At 71.8% G+C, this 24,695-nt stretch carries 23 protein-coding genes and 1 pseudogene; 12 read left to right on the top strand and 12 right to left on the bottom strand.

The genetic code is table 11. The features are described from left to right. Positions 1-167: 167 nt before the first annotated feature. Positions 168-1,289 carry a C40 family peptidase gene (locus ACZ4VT_RS20365; protein ID WP_467951441.1) on the bottom strand — a complete coding sequence of 374 codons (1,122 nt, stop codon included), beginning with the start codon at positions 1,287-1,289 and terminating at the stop codon, positions 168-170. A gap of 250 nt (positions 1,290-1,539) precedes the next feature. Then, a complete protein-coding gene (locus ACZ4VT_RS20370; RefSeq protein ID WP_467951443.1) occupies positions 1,540-2,373 on the bottom strand; it encodes a class I SAM-dependent methyltransferase in 834 nt (277 codons plus the stop codon). 262 nt (positions 2,374-2,635) lie between these two features. On the opposite strand from ACZ4VT_RS20370, the gene mshA reads away from it, so the two are divergent. After that, positions 2,636-4,018 (top strand): D-inositol-3-phosphate glycosyltransferase, encoded by a 1,383-nt coding sequence (gene mshA, locus ACZ4VT_RS20375; RefSeq protein ID WP_467951445.1) that lies wholly within the window; start codon positions 2,636-2,638, stop codon positions 4,016-4,018. Continuing rightward, positions 4,011-4,502 (top strand): type III secretion system chaperone family protein, encoded by a 492-nt coding sequence (locus tag ACZ4VT_RS20380; protein ID WP_467951447.1) that lies wholly within the window; start codon positions 4,011-4,013, stop codon positions 4,500-4,502. The genes mshA and ACZ4VT_RS20380 overlap by 8 nt, the downstream gene beginning before the upstream one ends. Before the next feature lie 64 nt (positions 4,503-4,566). Here the strand turns inward: ACZ4VT_RS20380 and ACZ4VT_RS20385 are convergent, their stop codons facing one another. Then, the gene (locus tag ACZ4VT_RS20385) at positions 4,567-5,871 is read right to left on the bottom strand and encodes an MDR family MFS transporter (RefSeq protein ID WP_467951449.1); all 1,305 of its coding nucleotides are present in this window, start codon (positions 5,869-5,871) and stop codon (positions 4,567-4,569) included. 150 nt (positions 5,872-6,021) lie between these two features. On the opposite strand from ACZ4VT_RS20385, the gene ACZ4VT_RS20390 reads away from it, so the two are divergent. After that, positions 6,022-6,783, top strand: coding sequence for a phosphoglyceromutase (locus ACZ4VT_RS20390; protein ID WP_319724882.1), 762 nt, complete (start codon positions 6,022-6,024; stop codon positions 6,781-6,783). Between the two features lie 54 nt (positions 6,784-6,837). On the opposite strand, the gene ACZ4VT_RS20395 is transcribed toward ACZ4VT_RS20390, so the two are convergent. After that, positions 6,838-8,415, bottom strand: a complete 1,578-nt coding sequence (locus ACZ4VT_RS20395; RefSeq protein WP_467951451.1) for a hypothetical protein — start codon at positions 8,413-8,415, stop codon at positions 6,838-6,840. Positions 8,416-8,632: 217 nt separating this feature from the next. Here ACZ4VT_RS20395 and ACZ4VT_RS20400 point away from each other — a divergent pair, with 217 nt between their 5' ends. After that, positions 8,633-9,421: an arylamine N-acetyltransferase family protein gene (locus ACZ4VT_RS20400; protein WP_467951453.1), complete on the top strand. Its 789-nt coding sequence runs from the start codon at positions 8,633-8,635 to the stop codon at positions 9,419-9,421. A gap of 49 nt (positions 9,422-9,470) precedes the next feature. On the opposite strand, the gene ACZ4VT_RS20405 is transcribed toward ACZ4VT_RS20400, so the two are convergent. The 3 genes from ACZ4VT_RS20405 to phoU form a co-directional block, all read right to left on the bottom strand. Further along, positions 9,471-10,013, bottom strand: a complete 543-nt coding sequence (locus ACZ4VT_RS20405) for a DUF4262 domain-containing protein (RefSeq protein WP_467951455.1) — start codon at positions 10,011-10,013, stop codon at positions 9,471-9,473. A gap of 146 nt (positions 10,014-10,159) precedes the next feature. Next, positions 10,160-10,309, bottom strand: coding sequence for a hypothetical protein (locus ACZ4VT_RS20410; RefSeq protein WP_167344738.1), 150 nt, complete (start codon positions 10,307-10,309; stop codon positions 10,160-10,162). A gap of 181 nt (positions 10,310-10,490) precedes the next feature. Continuing rightward, on the bottom strand, positions 10,491-11,168 hold the full coding sequence (gene phoU / locus ACZ4VT_RS20415; RefSeq protein WP_030387284.1) for a phosphate signaling complex protein PhoU: 678 nt from the start codon (positions 11,166-11,168) through the stop codon (positions 10,491-10,493). Between the two features lie 216 nt (positions 11,169-11,384). On the opposite strand from phoU, the pseudogene phoR reads away from it, so the two are divergent. Both phoR and phoP read left to right on the top strand, forming a co-directional pair. Beyond that, positions 11,385-12,542: pseudogene (phoR, locus tag ACZ4VT_RS20420) on the top strand (two-component system sensor histidine kinase PhoR); the annotation flags it as partial. A gap of 92 nt (positions 12,543-12,634) precedes the next feature. After that, a complete protein-coding gene (gene phoP, locus ACZ4VT_RS20425) occupies positions 12,635-13,306 on the top strand; it encodes a two-component system response regulator PhoP (RefSeq protein WP_465270294.1) in 672 nt (223 codons plus the stop codon). A gap of 156 nt (positions 13,307-13,462) precedes the next feature. Here phoP and ACZ4VT_RS20430 read toward each other — a convergent pair whose 3' ends face one another. Next, on the bottom strand, positions 13,463-14,140 hold the full coding sequence (locus tag ACZ4VT_RS20430) for a DUF461 domain-containing protein (RefSeq protein ID WP_467951457.1): 678 nt from the start codon (positions 14,138-14,140) through the stop codon (positions 13,463-13,465). 601 nt (positions 14,141-14,741) lie between these two features. Here ACZ4VT_RS20430 and ACZ4VT_RS20435 point away from each other — a divergent pair. The 6 genes from ACZ4VT_RS20435 (at position 14,742) to ACZ4VT_RS20460 (ending at position 21,015) form a co-directional block, all read left to right on the top strand. Further along, positions 14,742-15,224 carry a CarD family transcriptional regulator gene (locus tag ACZ4VT_RS20435; RefSeq protein WP_003953493.1) on the top strand — a complete coding sequence of 161 codons (483 nt, stop codon included), beginning with the start codon at positions 14,742-14,744 and terminating at the stop codon, positions 15,222-15,224. Positions 15,225-15,515: 291 nt separating this feature from the next. Beyond that, complete coding sequence (ispD, locus tag ACZ4VT_RS20440) at positions 15,516-16,262, top strand: 2-C-methyl-D-erythritol 4-phosphate cytidylyltransferase (protein WP_467951459.1); 747 nt, start codon at positions 15,516-15,518, stop codon at positions 16,260-16,262. Continuing rightward, on the top strand, positions 16,252-16,764 hold the full coding sequence (gene ispF / locus ACZ4VT_RS20445; protein ID WP_351587203.1) for a 2-C-methyl-D-erythritol 2,4-cyclodiphosphate synthase: 513 nt from the start codon (positions 16,252-16,254) through the stop codon (positions 16,762-16,764). Before ispD ends, ispF begins: the two co-directional genes overlap by 11 nt. 93 nt (positions 16,765-16,857) lie before the next feature. Next, entirely contained in the window at positions 16,858-18,258 is a 1,401-nt protein-coding gene (gene cysS, locus ACZ4VT_RS20450) for a cysteine--tRNA ligase (protein ID WP_467951461.1), read from the top strand. A gap of 106 nt (positions 18,259-18,364) precedes the next feature. Beyond that, positions 18,365-19,336, top strand: a complete 972-nt coding sequence (rlmB, locus tag ACZ4VT_RS20455; RefSeq protein ID WP_351300016.1) for a 23S rRNA (guanosine(2251)-2'-O)-methyltransferase RlmB — start codon at positions 18,365-18,367, stop codon at positions 19,334-19,336. Between the two features lie 149 nt (positions 19,337-19,485). Next, a complete protein-coding gene (locus tag ACZ4VT_RS20460; protein ID WP_467951463.1) occupies positions 19,486-21,015 on the top strand; it encodes a DoxX family membrane protein in 1,530 nt (509 codons plus the stop codon). Between the two features lie 132 nt (positions 21,016-21,147). Here the strand turns inward: ACZ4VT_RS20460 and ACZ4VT_RS20465 are convergent, their stop codons facing one another. The 4 genes from ACZ4VT_RS20465 to ACZ4VT_RS20480 form a co-directional block, all read right to left on the bottom strand. Continuing rightward, the gene (locus ACZ4VT_RS20465) at positions 21,148-21,933 is read right to left on the bottom strand and encodes a nucleotidyltransferase family protein (RefSeq protein ID WP_467951465.1); all 786 of its coding nucleotides are present in this window, start codon (positions 21,931-21,933) and stop codon (positions 21,148-21,150) included. A gap of 28 nt (positions 21,934-21,961) precedes the next feature. Beyond that, positions 21,962-22,375, bottom strand: coding sequence for a hypothetical protein (locus ACZ4VT_RS20470; protein WP_467951467.1), 414 nt, complete (start codon positions 22,373-22,375; stop codon positions 21,962-21,964). A gap of 189 nt (positions 22,376-22,564) precedes the next feature. Next, positions 22,565-23,668 carry an ABC transporter ATP-binding protein gene (locus ACZ4VT_RS20475; protein WP_467951469.1) on the bottom strand — a complete coding sequence of 368 codons (1,104 nt, stop codon included), beginning with the start codon at positions 23,666-23,668 and terminating at the stop codon, positions 22,565-22,567. A 175-nt stretch (positions 23,669-23,843) separates the two neighbouring features. Next, positions 23,844-24,578 carry a GbsR/MarR family transcriptional regulator gene (locus ACZ4VT_RS20480; protein ID WP_467951578.1) on the bottom strand — a complete coding sequence of 245 codons (735 nt, stop codon included), beginning with the start codon at positions 24,576-24,578 and terminating at the stop codon, positions 23,844-23,846. Positions 24,579-24,695: the final 117 nt, after the last annotated feature.

Raw genomic sequence — 24,695 nt, forward strand, 5'->3', positions numbered from 1 at the left:
GAGCGGAATGCCGTTCTGCGTCGGGGCCTCCGGCATATGCCGTTATCGCGGGGGAAAAACGGCCTCACTGATGACAAAGGTCACGGTGGGGCCGCAGTCCGTCCCGCCTAGCGAGACGTCGAGCACGCCCGGGTGGTTGCCTCGCCGAGGCTGGAAGACGCCAGGGGCTATGCGTCGGGGCGGACCACGGCCTTGATCGGCATGGAGCCGGCGCCCGCCATCGTCACGTTGCGGCCGGGGCGCGGGGCGTGGACCATCGCGCCGTCGCCGACGTACATGCCGACGTGGCTCGCGTCGTCGAAGTAGATGATCAGGTCGCCCGGGCGCATGTCGTTGAGCGCGACCTTCGGCAGCAGCCGCAGCTGCTCCTGCGAGGTGCGCGGGATGCCCCGGCCCGCCGCCAGCCAGGCCTGCGAGGTCAGCCCGGAGCAGTCGAACGAGCCCGGACCCTCGGCGCCCCACTCGTACGGCTTGCCCATCTGCGCGGTGGCGAACTGCACGGCCCGCTTGCCGGCGTCCGTCGCCTTGCCGTTGACGTCCTTCATCGCGCCCGTCGACAGCCACGCCGTCTGCGCCTTGTACTGGGCTTCCTGCTCCAGCTGGATCAGCCGGGCCTTCTCCTCGGCCTCCAGCTTGCTCTCCAGCTCCTCTGCCGCCTTGATCTTCTCCTGGATCTGCTTCTTCGAGTCCTCCTGCTTGATCCGGTTGGCCTCCAGCGTCTTCCAGCGGTCACTCGCCTCCTGGGCGTACCGCTGCAACTCGCTCTGGGTCCGGCTCAGTTCGGAGAGGAGGTCCGAGGTGGCCTTCTCGCCCTGGCGCAGCCGGCCCGCCCCGTCGAGGAACTGGCTCGGGCTGTCGCTCAGCGCCAGCTGCGCGCCCGGCGGCAGGCCGCCCGAGCGGTACTGGGCGCGGGCGGCCGCGCCCGCACGGCTCTTGAGGGTGGTGATCCGCTCCTGGCCGGCGACGACGAGGTTGGCGATCTCGACGATCTTGTCCGACTGGGCCTTGGTCTCGGCCTCGGCGAGGTTGTAGGCGTCCGTGGCGGTGCCCGCCTGCCGGTAGAGCTCCTCGATGTCCTTGCGGACCTGTTCGAGGGACTTGCCGCCCGGTCCGGGCAACGGGGCGGCGGGGTCCCGGGGTGAGGCCGGTGTGGTGGGTGCGGCAGGCGCGGCGGGAGCGCTCGGCGCCGCGTACGCCATGCCCGTCGCGAGACCGGGCGCCGTCAGTATCGCCATCGCGCACAACAGCACGAGCGGGCTTGCGCCTCGTCGTCGCCTTACGGTCCCCATGGTCCCCCCAGGCACCCGTGTCAGACCTCGTATCAGATCTGACTATTCGTCAGTAACTTCCCACTGCCATCGGGATGGTGCCACGAGTCGATGAATTCCGACACCCTTGTGGATGTCTTTCCGATCTTGTCCGCCCCAACGGACGCCGTGCTCCTGCCCCGCACGGATCAACGGCCCGCCCACACCCCCGGTTCCCCGCCCACACCCCCGGTTCCCCGCCCACGCCCCCGGTTGTCCACCGGTGACGCTTTCACCCCACCGGGCGCAACGCCTCCCAGCGCACCGTCAGTTCCCCCTGCCGCCACCGTCCCGGCCCGTCCGCCAGCGGCCAGTCGACGGCCAGCGCCCGCGCCGTGCGGATCCAGCGGTGCCGCGCCCCGTAGGAGGCGTACGGGGCCGCCGCCGCCCACGCCCGGTCGAAGTCGCGCAGGAACGCGTGCACCGGCTCGCCCGGCACGTTCCGGTGGATCAGCGCCTTCGGCAGCCGCTCCGCCAGGTCCGAGGGGCGCTCCAGGGAGCCCAGCCGGGTCGCGAACGTCACCGTGCGCGCCCCCTCCGGACCCAGCGCCACCCACACGTGCCGCCGCCCGATCTCGTCGCAGGTCCCCTCCACCAGCAGCCCGTCCGGCGACAGCCGCGCGCACAGCCGCGCCCATACCTCCGCGACCTGCTCCTCGTCGTACTGGCGCAGCACGTTCGCCGCGCGGATCAGCGCGGGACGCGCCCCGCCGTCCAACGGCACCTCGAAGCCGCCGTGCCGGAAGCTCAGGCCCTCCCGCTCGTACGGCTTCGCCGCCGCCACCCGCGCCGGCTCGATCTCGATGCCGACCACCCGCACCCGCGGAGCCGCCTCCCGCAGCCGCGCCAGCAGCTCCACCGCCGTCCACGGCGCGGCCCCGTAGCCCAGATCCACCGCGACCGGGGCCTCCGCGCGGCGGAGCGCGGCCCCGTGCGTGGCCGCGATCCAGCGGTCCATCCGGCGCAACCGGTTCGGATTCGTCGTCCCGCGCGTCACCGAGCCCACGGGGCGGCCAGGGGCGCGACCGGGCGCGCGGCTGGTGGGCGGGGTGGTGCGGGAGGCCATGAGCCGAGGGTAAGCGGAGCGCCTGCGTCGCATGAAAATCCGGCGGTGCCCCGAGAAAAACGGGGAAACCGCAAGGAAAACCGGAGACCCCGGAATGCGGGGGACGGCCATCCGGGTTGCACTCCTTGCAGGGCGCCTCCCGCGCCCTCGCAGGCATGCCATCCAGTCATGCCGCCCCGCCGGGCCGTCACACCGCCCGTCGTGCCGTCCGAGCGTTTCGCGCACACCGACCGAGCCGTCCGAGCCGAGAGGAACTGCTCCCTTGAGCCAGTACGTGTCCCGCCTCGGCGGCAGCCTCAGCGGCCGCCTCGCCGCAGCCCGTGCCACCCGCCACGAGCCGCCGCGACTGCGCCTGCCCGCCGTGGGCCACCACCGCAAGCCGCGCCGCGTCGCCATGCTCAGCGTGCACACCTCACCGCTGCACCAGCCCGGCACGGGCGACGCCGGCGGGATGAACGTCTACATCGTGGAGCTGGCCAAGCGCCTGGCCGCGATCAACATCGAGGTCGAGATCTTCACCCGGGCCACCACCGGCGGGCTGCCGCCCGTGGTCGAGCTGGCCCCCGGGGTCCTCGTACGGCACGTGGACGCGGGCCCGTACGAAGGCCTTGCCAAGGAGGAGCTCCCGGCCCAGCTGTGCGCCTTCACCCACGGCGTGATGCAGGCCTGGGCAGGCCACCGCCCCGGCTACTACGACCTGGTCCACTCCCACTACTGGCTCTCCGGCCACGTGGGCTGGCTCGCCGCCGAACGCTGGGGCGTGCCCCTCGTCCACGCCATGCACACCATGGCCAAGGTCAAGAACGCGGCGCTGGCCGAGGGCGACACCCCCGAACCCGCCGCCCGCGTCATCGGCGAGACCCAGATCGTGGCCGCCGCCGACCGCCTCATCGCGAACACCGCCGAGGAGGCCGACGAACTCGTCCGGCACTACGAGGCCGACCCCGGCAAGGTGGCCGTCGTCCACCCCGGCGTGAACCTCGACCGCTTCACCGTCGGCGACGGCCGGGCCGCCGCCCGCGCCCGCCTCGGCCTGCCGCAGGACGCCGTCATCCCGCTCTTCGCCGGGCGGATCCAGCCGCTGAAGGCCCCCGACATCCTGCTGCGCGCCGTCGCCGTCCTCGTCGACCAGGACCCCTCGCTGCGCCGCCGCCTCTTCGTCCCCGTCGTCGGCGGCCCCAGCGGCAGCGGCCTCGCCAAGCCGGAGGGTCTGCAGAAGCTCGCCGCGAAGCTCGGCATCGCCGACCTCGTGCACTTCCACCCGCCGGTGGCGCAGGACGGCCTCGCGGACTGGTTCCGGGCGGCGTCCGTGCTGGTCATGCCCTCGTACAGCGAATCGTTCGGGCTCGTCGCGATAGAGGCTCAGGCCGCCGGTACGCCGGTGCTCGCGGCCGAGGTCGGCGGACTGCCCGTCGCCGTCAACGACGGGGTCACCGGCATCCTCGTACCCGGTCACGACCCGGCGGACTACGCGCGGGAGCTGCGGCGCTTCGTGGACGAGCCCGGGCTCGCGGACCGGATGGGCGCCGAGGCGGCGCGGCACGCGCAGTTCTTCGGCTGGGACACCGCGGCGAGCGGCACGGCCGACGTCTACACGGCGGCCATGCATGATCACCGCCGTCGCGTACGCTCCCACCATGGCTGACGCTGACACCGCCGGGATCATCGAAGCGACCCTGACCGGCGCGGAACTGAGCTGGGAGAGCCCCTCCCCGGGCACGTACGTGGTCCAGCTCCCCGGCTCCCGCAAGCTGAGCACCACCTGCTCGCTCCGGGTCGGGAAGCACTCCCTCTCGGTGAACGCCTTCGTGATCCGCCACCCCGACGAGAACGAGGCGGGCGTTCACCGCTGGCTGCTGGAGCGCAACCTCAAGCTGTTCGGGATGGCGTACGCGGTGGACCGCCTCGGCGACGTCTACCTGACGGCCCGGCTTCCGCTGTCGGTCGTCACCGCCGAGGAACTGGACCGCCTCCTCGGCACGGTCCTGGAGGCGGCGGACGGCTCCTTCAACACCCTGCTGGAGCTGGGCTTCGCGAGCGCGATCCGCCGCGAGTACGAGTGGCGCGTCTCCCGCGGCGAACCGACCTTCAACCTCGACGCCTTCAAACACCTGACGCAGCCGTCGTAACCGGGCCCCACCGGCGTTTGGGGTGCGGGGTCCGGGGCGGAGCCCCGGCAGCGGCGCAGCCGCGTCAGGCCTCGGCGGCAGCCGGAGCCGACTTGGACACCGGTGCGGGAGCACCACCGGCCACGGCCGCTCCCGTACCCGCGTCACCCTCGGAGAGGCCCCGCATCAGCAGCCAGTAACCGGCCGCCGCCACCGTCCCCAGCACACCCGTGGCCCCCCACAGCCACTCCGCCCCGTACCGGTCGATCACGAAGCCCGCCATCAGCGGCGCGACCAGCGAGGCCACCGCCCACGACAGGTTGTAGACCCCCTGGTAGCGGCCGCGCCCGTGCACCGGCGAGAGCCGCACGACCAGCCCCATCTGGGTCGGCGAGTTCACGATCTCCGCCAGCGTCCACACGCACACCGTCAGCGCGTACGCCCACAGGGGCCCGGCGAAGGCCGTCAGCGCGAACCCGTACCCGGCCAGCAGTGCCGAGATCACCAGCAGCTTCTGCGGGTCGTGCCGTTCGATGAAGGCCGTGACCGGGATCTGCAGCAGCACGATCAGCGCCCCGTTCACGGCGAGGACCAGCCCGTAGTCGCCGGGGGAGAACCCGGCGCCGCCCATCGCGACGGGCAGGCCGACCGAGCCCTGGGTGAAGATCAGCGAGATCAGGAACGACAGTCCGACCACACCCATGAACCGCCCGTCCCGCAGCACGCTCCCGAGCCCGATCGCCGGCTCCTCCCCGGTGGCCGCCTTGCCCGCGGTGGCGGGTGAGGACCCGCCTTCGGGGCGGGACTCGGGCAGCTTCACGTACACGAGCACCGCGCACGTCAGCGTGAGCGCCGCCTCGCCCAGGAAGCCGGCCAGGTAGCTGTACTCCGCGATCACGCCCGCCGCCGTCGCGCTGATGGCGAAGCCGAGGTTGATGGCCCAGTAGTTGAGCGCGAAGGCCCGTACGCGGTCCTCCGGGCGGACGATGTCCGCCATCATCGCCGCGACCGCCGGCCGGGACGCGTTCGAGGTCATGCCGACGAGCAGCGCCACCGCGCCGATCGCGGCCGGGTGCTCCATGAAGCCGAGCAGCGCCACCGAGAACGCGGTCGAGGTCTGGGCCGCCAGCAGTGTGGGGCGCCGCCCCAGCCGGTCGGTCATCATCCCCGCGACGAGCGAGGAGAGGACACCGCCGAGTCCGTGGAGGGCGACCACCAGTCCCGCGAAGGAGGCCGAATAGCCCCGGTCCAGGGTCAGGTACAAGGTCATGAAGGTGGCGACGAAGGCCCCGAGCCGGTTGATCAGCGTGCTCGTCCAGAGCCACCAGAACGCGCGGGGCAGACCGCGGACGCTCTCCCGGGCGGCCCGTCTCAGACTGGCAGCGGACATAAGGATTCCCCCCGGGACGTAAGTGTCACTTGACCAGAGTGAACATTACGATCGGCGGGCCTCCGGGCGCCACTCGATTGACGCGCGGGGTCAATCGGAGGACCCCGCCTCGCGCGCGAGCGCCCCCGCCCGTCCATTAGGCTCGTACGCATGGCCGACGCACCGTACAAGCTGATCCTCCTCCGCCACGGCGAGAGCGACTGGAACGCGAAGAACCTGTTCACCGGCTGGGTGGACGTCAACCTCACCGAGAAGGGCGAGAAGGAGGCGGTCCGCGGCGGTGAGCTGCTGAAGGACGCCGGCCTGCTGCCCGATGTCCTGCACACCTCCCTCCAGAAGCGCGCCATCCGCACCGCGCAGCTCGCGCTCGAGGCCGCGGACCGCCACTGGATCCCGGTGCACCGCTCCTGGCGCCTGAACGAGCGCCACTACGGTGCGCTCCAGGGCAAGGACAAGGCGCAGACCCTCGCCGAGTTCGGCGAGGAGCAGTTCATGCTGTGGCGCCGCTCGTACGACACCCCGCCGCCGGTCCTCGAGGACGGTACGGAGTTCTCGCAGTCCGAGGACCCGCGCTACGCGTCGATCCCGAACGAGCTGCGCCCGCGCACCGAGTGCCTCAAGGACGTCGTCGAGCGCATGCTGCCGTACTGGTACGACGGCATCGTCCCGGACCTGCTGGCCGGCCGCACGGTCCTGGTCGCCGCGCACGGCAACTCCCTGCGCGGTCTGGTCAAGCACCTCGACGGCATCTCCGACGCCGACATCACGGGCCTGAACATCCCGACCGGCATCCCGCTCGTCTACGAACTGGACGCCGACTTCAAGCCCCTCAAGCCGGGCGGCACCTACCTCGACCCGGACGCGGCCGCGGCCGCCATCGAGGCCGTCAAGAACCAGGGCAAGAAGAAGTAAGAGCAGCGATCAAGCCCCTGACCCGCACGCACGGTGCGGGTCGGGGGCTTTCGTCTACTCGCTCTCGTAGTACCCGAAGATGTCGACGACCAGGTCGGCGCGGTCCCAGCCCTGGTTCCAGAAGTCGACGATGCCGTACTCGCCGGCGCCCGCCTGAACCAGGTTGGCGACGGTCTTGCCCGCCGTCCAGTTCAGGGTGGAGGACACGGGACGCTCCGGGGAGACGGCGGTCCGGTCGGCGTAGTTGCCCGTGGTGTTGGGGTCCGGTGCGACCGAGAGGAAGCCCGCGCCGCGCGTGTTGGTGACCGTGGTGTTCAGCACCCAGGCCTCCTGCCCGATCGAGAAGGCCTGCCAGAGGTACCCGCGCGTGGGCCACGGCCCCTTGGACCAGCTCTCGCGCGTGTCGATCTGCCGGACGGGCGTGACCGGCACGTAGGCGCCGTTGCTCGCGGTGCTGTAGGTGCCGACCAGATCCACGATGACGTCGGACGCGGCCCAGGCGCCGTTGCGGACGGTGATCTCGCCGTCCTTGCTGACCGGCACGATCACCGAGTTGGCGACCGTCTGCCCGGCGGTGAAGTTCACGTTCGACGTGCTCGGCGCCGCCTGCCCGGCCGGGTGGACGGTCAGGTGGCCGGCCTCCTGCGGGTGGGTGGCGGTCACGTTCAGCGCGACGGCGGTGGTGCCCGGCTGGGCCACCTTGACGGTGAAGGACCCCTGGCCGGCGACCGGACCGCGCTGCGTGCCGGTCCCGTAGCGGGTGTCGACGACCCGGGCCGGCGCCTGCGGGGTGTACCCGCTTGCTTCCCGCCGGCCGAAGTGGCCGGTGACGTCCGCGACCAGATCGACGGGCTCCCAGCCGCCGTTGTACAGCTCGACGTAGCCGTCCGCGCCGACCTGCGCGATCACCAGGTTCGGGACGGTCTGGCCGGCCTCGAAGTTGATGTTCGATGCGGTCGGCCGGGTGTTGCCGGAGGCGAAGACGCTGACGTGCCCGCCACTGGTGGTGTTGGTGGCGGTCACGTTGAGCGCGACGGCGGTGACCCCGGCGGGGATGCCGCCGTTGCCCGCGACCTTCAGGCGGGTCGAGGAGTACGCCTGGACCTTGCCCTTGGGGGCGCCCGTGCCGCTGCGGGTGTCCAGCAGACGGGTGGGACCGTACGGGGTGAACTCCGAGCCCGCCGTCGTGACCCGGACCTCCTTGGTCTCCTCCGTCCCGAGCGCCGGATCGACGACCGTGGCCTTGATCGTGTACTCGCCGAGCTCCTTGTAGGCGTGGTTGGTCCGCGTTTCCCAGGCACCGGCGGACGTCACCGTTTCCGTGGTCCCGTCACCCCACTCGATGGTTGTCTCAAGCGGCGGTGCGGACCTGTTCAGATAGGTCGTCAACTCGAAGCCGTGGGCCGACGACATCCGGGCGCTCAGGGAGAGACCCAGCTGCGGGCCGGCGGTGGGGCCGCTGGTGAAGGTCCCGAACCCTGCCGTCGGACCCTTTGCCGGGTCGCCGGCGGGTGCCCCCGCCGGCTGCGCGGCGGGCTTGACCGGATCAGCGGCCTGAGCCGTTCCGGGTATGAAACCGATGCCGGCCGCCACGATGGCGGCAGCGGACATCACGAGTCGGCGATTGAGCACCGAACCCCCCCATTTTTCAGCTTTTGAACGTGCTCAGCGTGAGCCCGCACAGCCTACAGAGCAGCGCGCGGGCGATCACCCGGTCATCGGGCCGGTCATCGGGCCGGTCATCGGGCCGGTCAGGGCCGGTCAGGGCCGGCCGGGCCGGTGCGGCTGGTGGGGCCTACGTCCAATGGCGCATGGCGCGGGGGGCCCGGGGGTGGGGAGAGTGGCAGGCATGGAACCTCTCGACCCCGCCCGTACCGATGCCTACCTGCGCCGCCTGGGAGCGGCTCGGCCCGCCCGGGCCACGGCCGACTCGCTGCGCGAGCTGCACCTGGGCCACCTGCGTACCGTGCCGTTCGAGAACCTGTCGATCCACCTCGGCGAGAAGCTCGTGCTCACCCCGGACGCCGTCTTCGACAAGATCGTGACCGCGGGGCGCGGCGGGATCTGCTACGAACTGAACGCCGGCTTCGCCGCGTTGCTGGGCGCCCTCGGCCACCGGGTGGAGCTCCTCCAGGCCAGGGTGTACGGCAAGGACGGCGCGCTGGGCGTCCCGTACGACCACCTGGCGCTGCGCGTCGACGGGCGCTGGCTCGCGGACGTGGGTTTCGGCGACCACACCGCGCACCCGCTGGACCTGGACGAGCCGGGGGAGCAGAAGGATCCGGCCGGGGTGTTCCTGGTCCGGCCGGCCCCGGACGGGGAGTTCGAGGTGCTGCACGACGGCGTGCCCGTGTACCGGCTGGAGACCCGCCCGCGCGTGCTCGCCGACTTCCTGACCGGTGCCTGGTGGCACTGCACCAGCCCGGAGTCGGGCTTCACCAAGGGCCCGGTCTGCTCGCGGCTCACCGCGGACGGCGGCCGGATCACCCTGCGGGACCACACCCTCATCGCCACCTCGGCGGCCGGCGACCGCACGGAGGAGGAGCTGGCGACCGACGAGGAGGTACGGGCCGCCTACCGCGCCGAGTTCGCCATCGTGCTCGACCGGCTGCCCGTGCCGCTGCACCCGCGGCCCTGAGCCGATCGGCACCCGCGGGGCCGGGCGCACCGGCGGGCTCGGGCGGGCCTCAGGCGACCTCGGTCCACGGGCCGGAGCTCTCCTCCTTCGGGATCCAGAGCAGGGGCTGGCTCGTGCGGCAGTACTCGCCCGCCCCCTCCTCCCAGGGGAAGAGCCCCTCCTTGTCCGGCCAGAACAGCTGGGTGATGGGCAGCGGCGGGGTCTGGTAGAAGTCGATGCCCGCGCCGAAGAAGTCGTAGTACCAGCTGGGATGCACGGGGCGGACGATCACGTCGCAGCCGTCGAGAACGTCGTCCCGGCGCTGGTCCGGCCCGAGCGGGTTGCCGCTCCGGACCGCCGCCCCGGCCGCGTTCGCCACGCGCATCGCGGTCTGGGAGGGCAGGCCGAACACGCTCACCTCGGGGCTGCGCAGTGTGTGCCAGAGGCCGATGGAGTAGGCCCAGTCGCCGGGGGAGTCGCCGCCCGCCACGCCCATGACGTGCCAGCCGTAGTCCGCGACGTTCTTCGTGGTGCGGGCGTCCCGTTCCTCCGACGGGGGTCCGCCGAACTCGGTCGGGGCGCAGATCAGGCAGAAGCAGGGGAAGTCGTTCACCTGAGGAGCGTAGTCGCGCCCCGTGCCCGGGGCCCGGTCAGCCGCGTCCGGGCAGAACCCAGGTTCCCCGCGCGTAGGCGAAAGGGCCCCGGCCGAGTGAACTCGGACGGGGCCCCTCGCGTGCGTCGAGCCGGCGACGGCGGCGGTCAGCCGCCGCACTGGCAGGGGGCGCCGGACTGGCAGCCGCAGCCGCAGCCCGAGCCGCAGCCGCATGCTGCGAGCAGCGGGAGGCGCAGGGGCTCCGGCCTCGGCGGCTGCTCCTGCTCCGGGGTGATGGGGACGGGGGAATCGGGCATGGTTCCTCCTCGCAGGCGGTGTACAGGGAGTCGTACGGCCTTCGCCTCATTCATGCCCAGCGCCACCGGCGCGTCAACGGCGCATTGGGGCTCGCCGTGCCTGCGTGCCTGCCGTCCTTGCGCGTGCTCGCCGCGCTCGTCGGGCTCCGCGCGCCGGCCGTGCTCGCCGTGCCCCGGTGGCTCAGACGCCGTCGACCTGCGTCGGCTGCTGGAGGTCGTCCGCGTGCTCACCCGTCACCAGGTAGACGACGCGCTTGGCCACCGACACCGCGTGGTCGGCGAAGCGCTCGTAGTAGCGGCCCAGCAGCGTCACGTCGACCGCCGTCTCGATGCCGTGCTTCCAGCGGTCGTCCATCAGGTGCTGGAACAGCGTGCGGTGCAGCTGGTCCATCTCGTCGTCGTCCTGCTCCAGCTGGAGGGCGAGGTCGACGTCCTTCGTGATGATCACCTCGGCGGCCTTCGCCATCAGGCGCTGCGCCAGCTGCCCCATCTCCAGGATGGTGGCGTGCAGGTCCCGCGGGACCGCCGTGTCCGGGAAGCGCAGCCGGGCGAGCTTCGCCACGTGCTGGGCCAGGTCACCGCTGCGCTCCAGATCGGCGCTCATGCGCAGCGAGGTCACGACGATGCGCAGGTCGGTGGCGACCGGCTGCTGGCGGGCCAGCAGGGCGATGGCGCGGGCCTCCAGGTCGTGCTGGAGGTCGTCGACCTTCTGGTCGGCGGCGATGACGCTCTCGGCGAGCTTCAGGTCGGCGTCGAGCATGGACGTCGTGGCCCGCCCGATCGCGGAACCGACGAGCCGGGCCATCTCGACCAGGCCTTCTCCGATCGAGTCCAGTTCCTCGTGGTACGCGTCGCGCATGTCTCGTGTCCCTCTCTCGACCTACTACTGCGGTACTGCCCGGGGCGGGCCGGGGCGGCCTTTGGCCCCACGTTGACACGGTGAGCCGCAAACGCGTCCGACTCCGGCATCACAAGTGAATCAACCCCGTCGCCAGGGTGAACTCTGGGCGACGACTGTTCGAGCTGCCACCCGAACGGCTGTGGAAGTGTCGTCGGGCCTGCTTAACCTGGATCCATGGACGTGAACGCGGCGGTCGCCGCAGCTGCAGCGATCGCCGGTCTTTGCACCGGCGTCATCGCCATGCTGGCGTTCCGCTGGAGCGAGCGCGACCAAGCCCGCCCCACCCGGAGCTCCATGCGCCCCGACATCAATGCGGTGCTCCCGCCCGGCGTGGACACCGTCCTCTCCGTACTGCGCTCCTCCGCCGTCGTACTGGACGAGGGCGACGCGGTGGTCAAGGCCAGCTCGGCGGCGTACGCCCTCGGCCTGGTCCGCGGCGGCAAGCTCGCCGTCGAGCCCATGCTCCACATGGCCCGTGACACCCGGCGCGACGGGGAGATACGCCAGGTCGAGCTGGACCTGCCCCGGCGCGGCACCGGCCGCGGCGAGGCCCTCGCCGTCTCGGCGCGCGTGGCCCCGCTCGGCTCCCGCCTGGTGCTCCTCCTGGTCGAGGACCTCACCGAGGCCCGCCGCATCGAGGCCGTACGCCGCGACTTCGTGGCCAACGTGTCGCACGAGCTGAAGACCCCGGTCGGAGCGATCTCCCTGCTGTCCGAGGCCGTCATGGACGCCTCGGACGACCCCGAGGCGGTCAGCCGCTTCGCCGGCCGCATGCAGATCGAGGCCACCCGGCTGATCAACCTCGTGCAGGAGCTCATCGACCTCTCGCGGGTACAGAACGACGACCCGCTGGAGGACGCCGAGCCCGTACGCGTGGACACGCTCGTGGCCGAGGCCATCGACCGCTGCCGCCACACGGCGTCCTCCAAGCAGATCATCATGGCCGCGGGCGGCACCGCCGACCTGCGGGTTTGGGGCAACCGCGGACAGCTCGCGGCCGCCCTCGGAAATCTGGTCGAGAACGCCGTCAACTACAGCCCCGCCCGCACCCGCGTCGGCATAGCCGGCCGCAGGGTGGCGGCACCTGGGGGAGACTTGATCGAGATCGCCGTGACCGACCAGGGCATCGGCATCCCGGAAAAGGACCGCGAGCGCATCTTCGAGCGCTTCTACCGCGTGGACCCGGCCCGCTCCCGTGCCACGGGAGGAACCGGCCTCGGCCTTGCGATCGTGAAGCACGTGGCGGCCTCGCACGGCGGGGAGGTGTCGGTATGGAGCTCGGAGGGCCAGGGCTCCACGTTCACCCTGCGACTCCCCGAAGCGGCAGCGCCGGCCCCGGCGCCGGCCCCCCACACCCACTCCACCCCTGCCTGAACCAGAACCGCACCAGCCATTCCTGCCCCGGAGGTCCTTCCGTGACCCGAGTGCTCGTCGTCGAGGATGAGGAATCCTTCAGCGACGCCCTGTCGTACATGCTCCGCAAGGAGGGCTTCGAGGTCGCCATCGCCGCGACCGGGCCCGACGGGCTGGACGAGTTCGAGCGCAACGGCGCCGACCTCGTCCTCCTCGACCTGATGCTTCCCGGCCTGCCCGGCACGGAGGTCTGCCGGCAGCTTCGCGGCCGTTCCAACGTTCCCGTGATCATGGTGACCGCCAAGGACAGCGAGATCGACAAGGTCGTCGGGCTGGAGATAGGAGCAGACGACTACGTCACCAAGCCCTTCTCCTCGCGGGAGCTGGTCGCCCGCATCCGCGCGGTCCTGCGCCGCCGCGGCGAGCCGGAGGAGGTCACCCCGGCGGCCCTGGAGGCCGGGCCCGTACGGATGGACGTCGACCGCCACGTGGTCACCGTCGCCGGCGGCAAGGTGGACCTCCCGCTGAAGGAGTTCGACCTGCTGGAGATGCTCCTGCGCAACGCGGGCCGCGTACTGACCCGCATGCAGCTGATCGACCGCGTCTGGGGCGCCGACTACGTCGGTGACACCAAGACCCTCGACGTCCACGTCAAGCGGCTGCGTGCCAAGATCGAGCCGGACCCGGGCGCGCCGCGCTACCTGGTGACGGTCCGCGGCCTCGGCTACAAGTTCGAGCCGTAAGCCGGCGGCGTTCGCGCAGGCGGGGGCCGGTCGGAGGCAGGCAAGCCGCACCCCGCCGCGCGAGGTGGTGTGCGTACGGGAAGGGCCCCCAGCCGCTGGTGCGGATGGGGGCCCTTCCCGTACGCGTACGTGTACGGCGCTACGCCGCTCTCGGGATCAGTGGCCCGCGCTGTGCGAGGGAGAACCCGACGGCGTGCCGGCGGCGCTGCCCGAGGGGGAGCCGGACGGGCTGCCCGAGGCCGCACCGGTGGCCGCGCCCGACGGGGAGCCGGAGGGGCTGCCGGCCGGGGTGGCGCCGGCGGCCGGGCCGGCGGCCGGGGCCACCGTCGGACCGTAGGGCGCGTACATGCCGGTGGCCGGGACCACGAAGGCCTCCAGCTCGACACCGCCCGTGCTGCTCAGCTGGAAGACGACCTTCTGCACTTCGCCGTCCCGGACGGTCGCGGCACCGCCCTCGATCACGGCGGAGGCGTTGTTCTTGCCGCCGATCACCACGGAGCCGAGGGCCGGCACGGTGACCTTGCCGGAGCCTTCGGCCGGCTTCAGCGTGACCTTGCCCTTGCCACCCGGGAGGGTGATGGCGTCAAGGGTCTGCGCCTTGGTGCCGTTGTTGAAGAGCGTCGCCGAGACGACCGCGGGGCCCTTCTCGCCCTTCTGGCCCTGGGTGATCACCAGTGCGTTCTGGACCTCGATCTCGCCCTTGGTGGCGGCGGCGTTGTCCGGCTTGATCTGAAGGCTCTGCGCGTCCTGGCCCGCACCGCATGCGGCCAGCGAGGCGATCGAGAACACGACGGCGGTGGCGGCGAGGGCGCCGCGTCGAAGGCTGCGGCTCACGGCGGCGGCAACTCCTTGGACGAACGGAAGGGGCGGGTGGGCGCTCGGAACGGCCGAGGTAAAGCCGCTCTAAGGGTGTGTCAGCGCGCTTAGGTTACCGAGCCGCCGCCCTGCCCCCGCACCCGACCCTCCGCAGCGCAGCCGCCACCCTGCGGGCGCCCGGCGATCTTGCATTCCGCCCGCCCTTCCCGGTGCGCTTCGCCGCGCCGATCATGTGGCCCTCGCATATCGTGCGCCGGGTGCCCGGTGATCAATTTCCGGGATTCCCCGAACACCACTTCGTGATCAATTCGGGATTGGGCCGGAACCTGCTGCGCGGGGGCGGCCGCCAGTCGAACGGAGTAGTTCGGTTTCCCGACTCCGAAACCGGCAAAACGGGACGTACATCACACGGATGGGGGTGTGGGGCGGGTGTAGCGTGGCCCTTTCGCCTGGTCCGCGCAGCGCCCCCGACCTGCGAATACCCCCTTCCGCAAGCCCTTCGCAGCACGTTCCTGTTGCTGTTGTCAAGCCCCGAGATGTGCCCTGACCTGCGAAAACGCCATTCATAACAGTCAGTTCTCGTGTTACCCTGGATAGCCACGGAAGGGGTACCTGTCACATGACGTTCAAGGTTGGCGACACCGTGGTCTATCCCCATCACGGGGCCGCGCTGATCGAGGCCATTGAGACTCGTCAGATCAAAGGCGTGGACAAGACCTACTTGGTGCTCAAGGTCGCCCAGGGCGACCTGACGGTTCGTGTGCCTGCGGACAATGCGGAGTTCGTCGGCGTTCGCGACGTAGTCGGCCAGGACGGGCTGGACCGGGTCTTCGAGGTGCTCCGCGCACCGTATGCAGAAGAGCCGACGAACTGGTCCCGGCGCTACAAGGCAAATCTGGAGAAGCTCGCTTCTGGCGATGTCATCAAGGTCGCCGAAGTGGTGCGTGACCTGTGGCGTCGTGAGCGTGAGCGCGGGCTTTCCGCGGGTGAGAAGCGCATGCTCGCGAAGGCGCGCCAGATCCTGGTGAGCGAGCTCGCGCTCGCTGAGAACACGAACGAGGACAAGGCTGAGGCCCTCCTCGACGAGGTGCTCGCGTCCTGACGCGAGGCACCCCGTGCACAGCCTCTGTGCACAGTCTGCCGCGGTGCCCGATGACAACGTCTCTCCTCCACGAGAGACCTGTTGCCGGGCGCTGCGGCATGTCTGTATCCGTACATGTCCGTGCGGATACGTACTCTTCTGCACTACCTCACTGCCACCGACTCGATGGCGTACCGGGCCCGGGCAGCCTGCTCGACCGGTCGTCACGGAAGGGGCGAGGGGCGTCGCACCCGGCACCCTTCAGGCCATACCCATGTCGGCCGAAGTCACAAACCTGGCTCGGAGCTACTGATGTCTGACGTAACGCGCCCCCACCGCACCGCCGCGGTGATCCCGGCCGCCGGCCGCGGGGTACGCCTCGGCCCCGGTGCCCCCAAGGCCCTGCGGGCCCTCGGCGGCACCCCGATGCTCGTCCACGCCGTCCGCGCCATGGCCCGCTCCCGCGCGGTCTCCCTGGTCGTGGTCGTGGCCCCGCCCGCCGAGACCACCGAGGTGCGCCTCCTCCTGGGCGAGCACGCGCTGCCCGAGAGGACCGAGCTCCTCGTCGTCCCCGGCGGCGAGACGCGCCAGGAGTCGGTGCGCGCCGGCCTGGCCGCGCTGCCGCAGGGCATCACCTCCGTCCTCATCCACGACGCGGCCCGCCCGCTCGTCCCCGTGGACACCGTGGACGCCGTCGTCGAGGCCGTACGCGACGGAGCCCCCGCCGTGGTGCCCGCGCTGCCGCTGGCCGACACCGTCAAGGAGGTCGAGCCCGGCAAGCCCGGCGAGGCCGAGCCGGTGCTCGCCACGCCCGAGCGGGCCCGGCTGCGCGCCGTGCAGACCCCGCAGGGCTTCGACCTCGCCACCCTCCTGCGGGCGCACGCCGCGATCGCCGTCGACGGCGAGGGCGCCACCGACGACGCGGGCATGGTGGAACGGCTCGGCGTCACCGTCGTGGTGATCCCCGGCCACGAGGAGGCCTTCAAGGTCACCCGCCCGCTCGACCTGGTCCTCGCAGAGGCCGTACTCGCCCGCAGGAGGGCCACCGATGCTTTCTAGTCCGCAGAGCCCGCAGGCCCCGCTGATCCCGCTCGTCGGCATCGGCACCGACGTGCACGCCTTCGAGACCGGCCGCGAGCTGTGGTGCGCCGGCCTGCTCTGGGAGGGCGAGGACGGCCTCGCCGGCCACTCCGACGGCGACGTCGCCGCGCACGCCGCCTGCGACGCCCTCTTCTCCGCCGCCGGCGTCGGCGACCTCGGTGCCCACTTCGGCACCTCCCGCCCCGAGTGGTCCGGCGCCGCCGGCGTCACCCTCCTGGCTGAGGCCGCCCGCATCGTCCGCGCCGAGGGCTTCGAGATCGGCAACATCGCCATCCAGGTGATCGGCGTGCGCCCGAAGATCGGCAAGCGGCGCGAAGAGGCACAGAAGGCGCTCGCCGCGGCGGCCGGCGCCCCCGTCTCCGTATCCGGCACCACCACCGACGGACTGGGTCTCACCGGCCGGGCCGAAGGGCTCGCCGCGATCGCGACCGCCCTCGTGTACCGGACGAACCGGGCCTGAACACCCGTAGCAACGGCACTTCTTCCGCAACAAAGGTGCCCCGCGTCCCCAAAGGGCGCGGGGCACTGCTACAGGCGCACTACCCTGGATGCCGTGACTATTCGCCTGTACGACACCAGCGCCCGGCAGATCCGCGACTTCACCCCGCTCACCGCGGGCTGTGTCTCGATCTACCTCTGTGGTGCCACGGTGCAGGCCGCCCCGCACATCGGGCACATCCGGTCGGGCCTCAACTTCGACATGATGCGCCGCTGGTTCGAATACCGGGGCTACGAGGTCACCTTCATCCGCAACGTCACGGACATCGACGACAAGATCATCGCGAAGTCCGCCGAGCAGCGCCGCCCGTGGTGGTCCATCGGCTACGAGAACGAGCGCGCCTTCAACGACGGCTACAGCGCCCTCGGCTGCCTCCCGCCCACCTACGAGCCCCGCGCCACCGGCCACGTCACCGAGATGGTCGAGATGATGCGCGGCCTCATCGAGCGCGGTCACGCCTACGAGTCCGAGGGCAACGTCTACTTCGACGTGAAGTCGTACCCCGGCTACCTCGCGCTGTCCCGGCAGGAGCTCGACAACATCCGCCAGCCGGAGAGCACGGGCGAGACCGGCAAGCGCGACGCCCGCGACTTCGCCATGTGGAAGTCCGTCAAGCCCGGCGAGCCCTCCTGGGAGACCCCGTGGGGCCGCGGCCGCCCGGGCTGGCACCTGGAGTGCTCCGCCATGGCGCACAAGTACCTCGGCGAGGCCTTCGACATCCACGGCGGCGGGCTCGACCTGATCTTCCCGCACCACGAGAACGAGATTGCCCAGGCCAAGGCCTTCGGCGACGAGTTCGCGCACTACTGGGTCCACAACGCCTGGGTCACCATGTCCGGCGAGAAGATGTCCAAGTCCCTCGGGAACTCGGTCCTCGTCTCCGAGATGGTCAAGCAGTGGCGCCCGATCGTCCTGCGCTACTACCTCGGCACCCCGCACTACCGGTCGATGATCGAGTACAGCGAGGAGGCACTGCGCGAGGCCGAGTCGGCCTTCGCCCGGATCGAGGGCTTCTACCAGCGCGTCATCGAGAAGGCCGGCGGTCCCGTCGAGGCCGCGGGCGAGGTCCCGCCCGCCTTCGCCGAGGTCATGGACGACGACCTGGGCGTCCCGCAGGCGCTGGCCATCGTCCACACCACCGTCCGTCAGGGCAACAGCGCGCTCGCCGCCGACGACAAGGACGCGGCCATCGCGCGCCTGTCCGAGGTGCGGGCCATGCTGGGCGTCCTCGGTCTGGACCCGCTGGACCCGCACTGGGCCGGCGAGGCCGACCGCGGGGAAGACCTCCACGGCGCCGTCGACACCCTCGTGCGCCTCGTCCTCGAACAGCGCGAGTCCGCCCGGTCCCGCAAGGACTGGGCGACCGCCGACGCCATCCGCGACCAGCTCCAGCAGTCCGGCCTGGTCATCGAGGACAGCCCCACCGGCCCGCGCTGGACGCTCGGCCCCCGCTGAGCCGGGCCCGGGGCCGGCCGGCTGAGCTTGGTGTGCCGCCCGGCGCTCCGGGCGGCACACTCTTCATACGTACATACCGCAGCACCAACGAAAACAGGTAGAAGTCATGGCCGGGAACAGCCAGCGCAGGAACCGCCGCACGTCCAACAAGAAGGGCGCGACGGTCGGCAGCGGTGGCCAGCGGCGCAAGGGACTGGAAGGCAAGGGCCCCACGCCCAAGGCCGAGGACCGCAAGAAGCACAAGGCCAACCGCATCAGCAACGCGATGGCCCGCCAGGCCGCCAAGCGTCGCCCGGCCCCCCGCCGCGGCGGCCCCAAGGGCACCAGCGAGATGGTCGTCGGCCGCAACCCGGTCTTCGAGGCGCTGCGCGACGGCGTCCCCGCCACGACGCTCTACGTCCAGCAGTTCATCGACAACGACGAGCGCGTCCGCGAGGCCCTCCAGCTCGCGGCCGAGCGCGGCAACATCAACCTGATGGAAGCCCCGCGCCCCGAGCTCGACCGCATGACCAACGGGCTCAACCACCAGGGCATGGTGCTCCAGGTCCCGCCGTACGAGTACGCGCACCCCGAGGACCTCACCGCGGCCGCCTACGACGACGGCGACGACCCGCTGATCGTGGCCCTCGACGGCGTCACCGACCCGCGCAACCTCGGCGCGATCGTCCGCTCCGTCTCCGCCTTCGGCGGCCACGGCGTGGTCATCCCCGAGCGCCGCGCCGCCGGTATGACCGCCGGTGCCTGGAAGACCTCCGCCGGCACCGCCGCCCGCACCCCGGTCTCCCGCGTCACCAACCTGACCCGTGCCCTCCAGGACTACAAGAAGGCCGGCATCACCATCGTCGGCCTCGCGGCCGAGGGCGAGCACACGGTCACCGACCTGGAGGCGCTCGGCGGCCCGGTCGTCATCGTCGTCGGCTCCGAGGGCAAGGGCCTCGGCCGTCTCGTCGGCGAGAACTGCGACTACCTCGTGCGCATCCCGATGCCGGGCGGCGCCGAGTCCCTCAACGCCGGTGTCGCCGCGGGCGTCGTGCTCTACGAGGCGGCCCGCCGCCGCGCGGACCGCGGTCGCGTCTGATCCGCGGATCCCTTGATCCACTTGGCTCAGGGAAAGTGACCCGTGAGCGTGTCACCCCGCCCGTTTCGGGCGGGGTGGCTTGATCTTGACGGGTCTCGGACACATCCCTGCCGTCAAGGCAGTGTCCTAAACACTGATCACTCGGTTAGATGAGTGTGGACACCAGAACGTCAGGGTTCGACGACCAGCCCGCGCTGAGCATGGTCAAGGTGCCGTGCGATCCCGCACAGGTCATCGTCAACCACGCCAGCTTCCGCGTGCGGCTCGCACCGAGCCCGAGCGCGCGTTCCAAGCCCGCCAAGGCCCCCGGCCGCGCGCCCGTCCTGGGTGGTGCCGTGGTGGCGGCCGCCGGGGCCACCCGCCGCCGCGCCCCCGTGGTGTGGAGCGGCAAGTCCGACGCGGGCGACGCCGCGGCCATGGGCGGACTGCTCCAGGCCGTACGCGAGGCCGGGCGCGGCCACGACGGGTACGGCGGCGGCGAGTACGACGGCGGAGCCACCCAGGTCATCCCGCGCATCGACCTCGCCCACGACCTCGCCGAGGACACCCTCGTCACGCCGACCGTCATCGGCCAGCGCAGCTACGGGGATCCCGCCGAGACGCGCCCGCTGGCCGCCGTACGGGACCTGCCCCACCAGGAGCCGCCCGGCTCCGGGGCCGGGCCGGACTCCCGCCGGCAGGCCGCCGACAACCGGGGGCAGGCCTCGTACTACCCGGGCCGCCGGATGAACCTCGGCGTCGTGCTGCTCCCGCTGCGCGTCTTCCTCGGCTTCATCTCCATCTACGCCGGCATGGGCAAGCTGTGCGACCCCGTCTACTTCGACGGCGGCGAGCGCGGCTCCATGGTCACCTGGCTGCACACGCTCACCCCGTGGGCCCTCGCCGAGCCGCTGCGCGACTTCGCCCTCGCGCACCCGGTCGGCGCGGGCCTGAGCGTGGCCTTCCTCCAGGTCATCGTGGGCGTGCTGACGGTGTTCGGCCTGTGGCAGCGGTTCGCCGCCTGCTTCGGGGCGCTGCTGTCGGCCGCGCTGCTGATGACGGTGAGCTGGAAGACCGTCCCCGCCTACGACGCGCCCGACATCATCTACCTCGCCGCCTGGAGCCCGCTGATCATCGCGGGCGCCCCGGTCTACTCCCTCGACGGACGCCTCGCCGGCGAGGCCTGGCGCACCCTCGGGCCGCGCTCCGAGATCTGGCGGCTGCGGCGGCGGGTCCTGCGCCGCGGAACCATCATGGCCACGGTCGTCTGCGGACTCACCCTGCTCGTCGGCTCGCTCCTCGGCGGCGCCGTCCGCTCCACCACCGTCGTCACCGTCCCCGGCCCCGGGCAGGCCCCGACCAACTACCTGCCGGGCCGGCCGCTGCCGCAGACCCCGGCCAGGCAGCAGCCCGCCGCGCAGCCGACGTCCAAGGCGGCCACCCCCCCGGCGTCCGCCACTCCGACCGAGCCCGCCGCGAAGTCCGGCAAGAGCGGCTCGGGCGCTCCCAGCCGGGAGACGGCCGGGACGGGGTCCCAGTCGCCCACCGCGACGCGGGGCACCACCGGCAAGCAGCAGACCCCGCGCAGCACCCCCCGCCAGTCCACCTCGCCGCGGCAGCCGTCCTCCTCGGGCAGCTCGAACGGCGGGGGCGGGACTCCGACGAAGCAGCCCGGCCTGATCGGCGGTCTCATCGGCTGAGCCCCGCCGACGGGGATCGGTACGAGCACCGGGGCCCGGCACGCGCGAGCGTGCCGGGCCCTTCGCGTGCGCCGGGCGACGCGCGAGGCGCCGTACGGGGGTGCGGGCGGGCGCCGCGGGCCCTGAGGGGCCTCAGGAGCCCGTCTGCGCCGCCAACTCCCGTGCGGCCTCGGTCAGGTCCTTCGCGGTGTCGATGGCCCGCCAGTAGGCCCCCTGGGGCAGCGGGAAGCCGGCCAGCCGCCGCTCGCGCGCCAGGCGCGGGAAGGTGGTCCGCTCGTGGTCCCCGAAGTCCGGGAGCAGCGCGGCGAATTCGGGTCCGAAGACGTACACGCCGGCATTGACCGGGTACGGCGACGGCGGAGCCTCGATGAAGTCCAGTACGTGCCCGAACTCGTTGGTCTCCACCACCCCCCACGGGATCCGCGGCCGGGCCAGCGCCAGCGTCGCGACGGCGCCGCGTTCGGCGTGGAAGGCCGCCATCTCGCGCAGCGAGAACCGGGTCCAGATGTCGCCGTTCGTCGCGTACCAGGCCTGGTCCGGGTGCGGGAGGTGGCGCGCGGCGTACTTGAGGCCACCGCCCCGGCCCAGCGGCTCCTCCTCGACCACCGTGGTCACGCGCAGCGGCAGCCGCGCCCCGGCCAGCCACTCCTGGAGCACCCCGGCGAGGTGCCCGCAGGAGATCACCGCGTCCGTGACGCCCTCGGCGGCCAGCCAGGCCAGCTGGTGCCCGATGATCGGCACCCCCGTCCCCGGGATCTCGACCATCGGCTTGGGACGGTCGTCGGTGTACGGACGCAGCCGCGAACCCTGGCCGCCCGCCAGGACGACGGCCTGGGTGGGGGCGGCGGGGAACGCGGCTGCGGAGGAAGCGGAGGAAGCGGATGGAGCGGATGGAGCGGATCGGTGGTCGTCGGTCATGGCGGCCAGCGTAGGGACGCGAGGTGCGTCAGCCCATGGAGGCGACGCCGGTGGCGTACGAGGTGTCGCACACGGGTCGGGCGTAGGACTGGGCCTTCGTGGGGCCGTACGCGTCGACGGCGGCCCGTCCCAGTGCCCGGGCGATCCCCACGCAGTGCTCGGCGAGCGACGGCCGCCGGTTCACCTCCTGCTGGAGGTGCGTGAGGACGTCGTCCGGCGCCTGGCCCTGCTGCAGATCGCCGACGAGCCGCTCGCGCAGCACCTCGTGCGCGGCGCGCGGCTTCGCCGGGGCGGAGACGCCCTCGGCGGAGGCGGTCAGGATCTGGGAGGAGGACGTGTCCGCCCAGGGGACCATGGTGACCGCGAGGGTCCCGGACAGGACGAGGACGACGGGCAGGACCAGGGCGAGGGATCGGCCGATACGGCGGGCAGTGTGGGTCACGAGGGCGAGAGTAGCGCTCGGTGAAGATTTGGCGACATTTAGTCACCCTGTCGAGGGATGGTTCGACGTGGCTTTTCGAATTGCGGGTTGACGGAGGGGGCCGAATGGCCCGGTCTGCCGGAGTTGGGCAACGCACGGCGGAGGGGCGCCCCTTGACGGAACGCCCCTCGGTCAAGCCCTGTTGCGGAGTCAGCCGGAGAGCCGCTCGCCGGAGGAGGTCGAGAACACGTGGATCTCGCCGGCCCGCGGCACCACGTGCAGGCTGGAGCCCTTCTCGGGCACCTGGCGGCCGTTGACGCGGACCACGAGGTCCTGCCCGCCCTTCTCCTGCGCGCCCTTCTCCACCGGGGTGGAGCCGTACACGTAGCCATCGGCGCCGAGTTCCTCGACGACGTTCACGTCGATGGTCAGGCCGCCGGTCTCGGCGAGGTCGAAGTGCTCGGGGCGCACGCCGACCGTGACGGTGCGGTCGCCCGCGTCGGCCGCGGCGGACAGCGCCTCGCGCGACACCGGGACGACGCTGTCGCCGAACTTCACGCCGCCGTCGGTGATCGGGACCTCGACCAGGTTCATGGCGGGGGAGCCGATGAAGCCGGCCACGAAGAGGTTCGCGGGACGGTCGTACATGTTGCGCGGGGTGTCGACCTGCTGGAGCAGCCCGTCCTTCAGGACGGCCACGCGGTCGCCCATCGTCATCGCCTCGACCTGGTCGTGGGTGACGTAGACGGTGGTGATGCCGAGGCGGCGCTGGAGGCTCGCGATCTGCGTACGGGTGGACACGCGGAGCTTGGCGTCCAGGTTCGACAGCGGCTCGTCCATCAGGAACACCTGCGGCTGGCGCACGATCGCGCGGCCCATCGCGACGCGCTGGCGCTGACCGCCGGAGAGTGCCTTGGGCTTGCGGTCGAGGTAGGGGCGCAGGTCGAGGATGTCGGCCGCCTCCTCCACCTTCTTGCGGATGGTGGCCTTGTCCACGCCGGCGATCTTGAGCGCGAAGCCCATGTTGTCGGCGACGGACATGTGCGGGTAGAGCGCGTAGTTCTGGAACACCATCGCGATGTCCCGGTCCTTGGGCGGCAGGTGCGTGACGTCGCGGTCACCGATGCGGATGGAGCCGCCGTTGACGTCCTCCAGGCCGGCGAGCATGCGCAGCGAGGTGGACTTGCCGCAGCCGGAAGGACCGACGAGGACGAGGAACTCGCCGTCCTCGATCTCCAGCTCCAGCTGGTCGACGGCGGGCTTGTCGCCGCCGGGGTAGAGCCGGGTCGCCTTGTCGAAAGTGACAGAAGCCATGGTGATGAATCCCTTCTACCGGCAGGAACGTGCCGGACGATCCGAGTGGAAGGAAGAATGGGTCTAGTCCAGTAGCACCGGACTCCGCCCGACGCTACCTGCCGGAACGCCGTCTGTCAGCACCCGGGGGCGGGGGACCGGCGGACGGGTTCCGGGTCCGGCCCCGGGTCCCGGCTCAGGCGCCGGCGTCCGGGGGCGGTTCGGGTTTCGTGTGGAGGATCTCGCGGGCCTGGTCCGCGGCGCGGGCGATGCTCTCGGCGATGAAGTCGACGAAGCGGGCGATGTTCTCCAGGCGGGCGGCGGCCGGGGTGCCGGGGCCGAGGACGCCGACGCCCTGGCGGGCGGTCTCGGCGAGCAGGGCGTTGGCGCGGGCGCCGGCGATCGTCGACTGGTACATGACGTCGTCGTCGACGACGTAGCGCTCGCGGCGGCGTTCGTCGCGTTCCCGGCGGATGAGGCCCTGGCTTTCGAGGAACGCGATCGCCTTGGAGATGGACGCCGGGCTGACCTGGAGGCGCTGGACGAGTTCGGACGCGGTGAGGCTGCCCGCGTCGGTCGTGTAGAGCGACGCCAGCACCCGGGCCGTCATCGTGGGCAGGCCCTGCGCGGTGAAGAGGGTGGTGAACGTCTCCTCGTACTCGCGCACGGCCTCCGCGTCGCGGCCGTGGGCCTGCTCGGGCGCCTGCGAGCCGCGGGTGGCGGGCTGCCTGCGCCGGTGGGCGCGGCGTTCGGTGGCGCGGTGGGCCAGCTCCGCCCGGTAGGCGGCGGGGCCGCCGTTGCGCATCACCTCGCGGGTGACGGTCGAGGTGGGGCGGTCGAGGCGTCTGGCGATCTCCGCGTAGGCGAGGTCGTCGGCCAGTCCCAGCGCGATCTGCTGGCGTTCCTGCTGGGTGAGTCTGCCTCCCGGCATCGCGGTCTCCTTCGTGGTGCGGCGTCGCTCCAGCATAGCGTTCATTCTTCATTCATTGCAACGCGATAGGAGACGGTTGTTGCATTGAAATCAAAGCCATTGCAATGAAATGCACGC

The sequence above is a fragment of the Streptomyces sp. NPDC029164 genome, assembly GCF_055563995.1.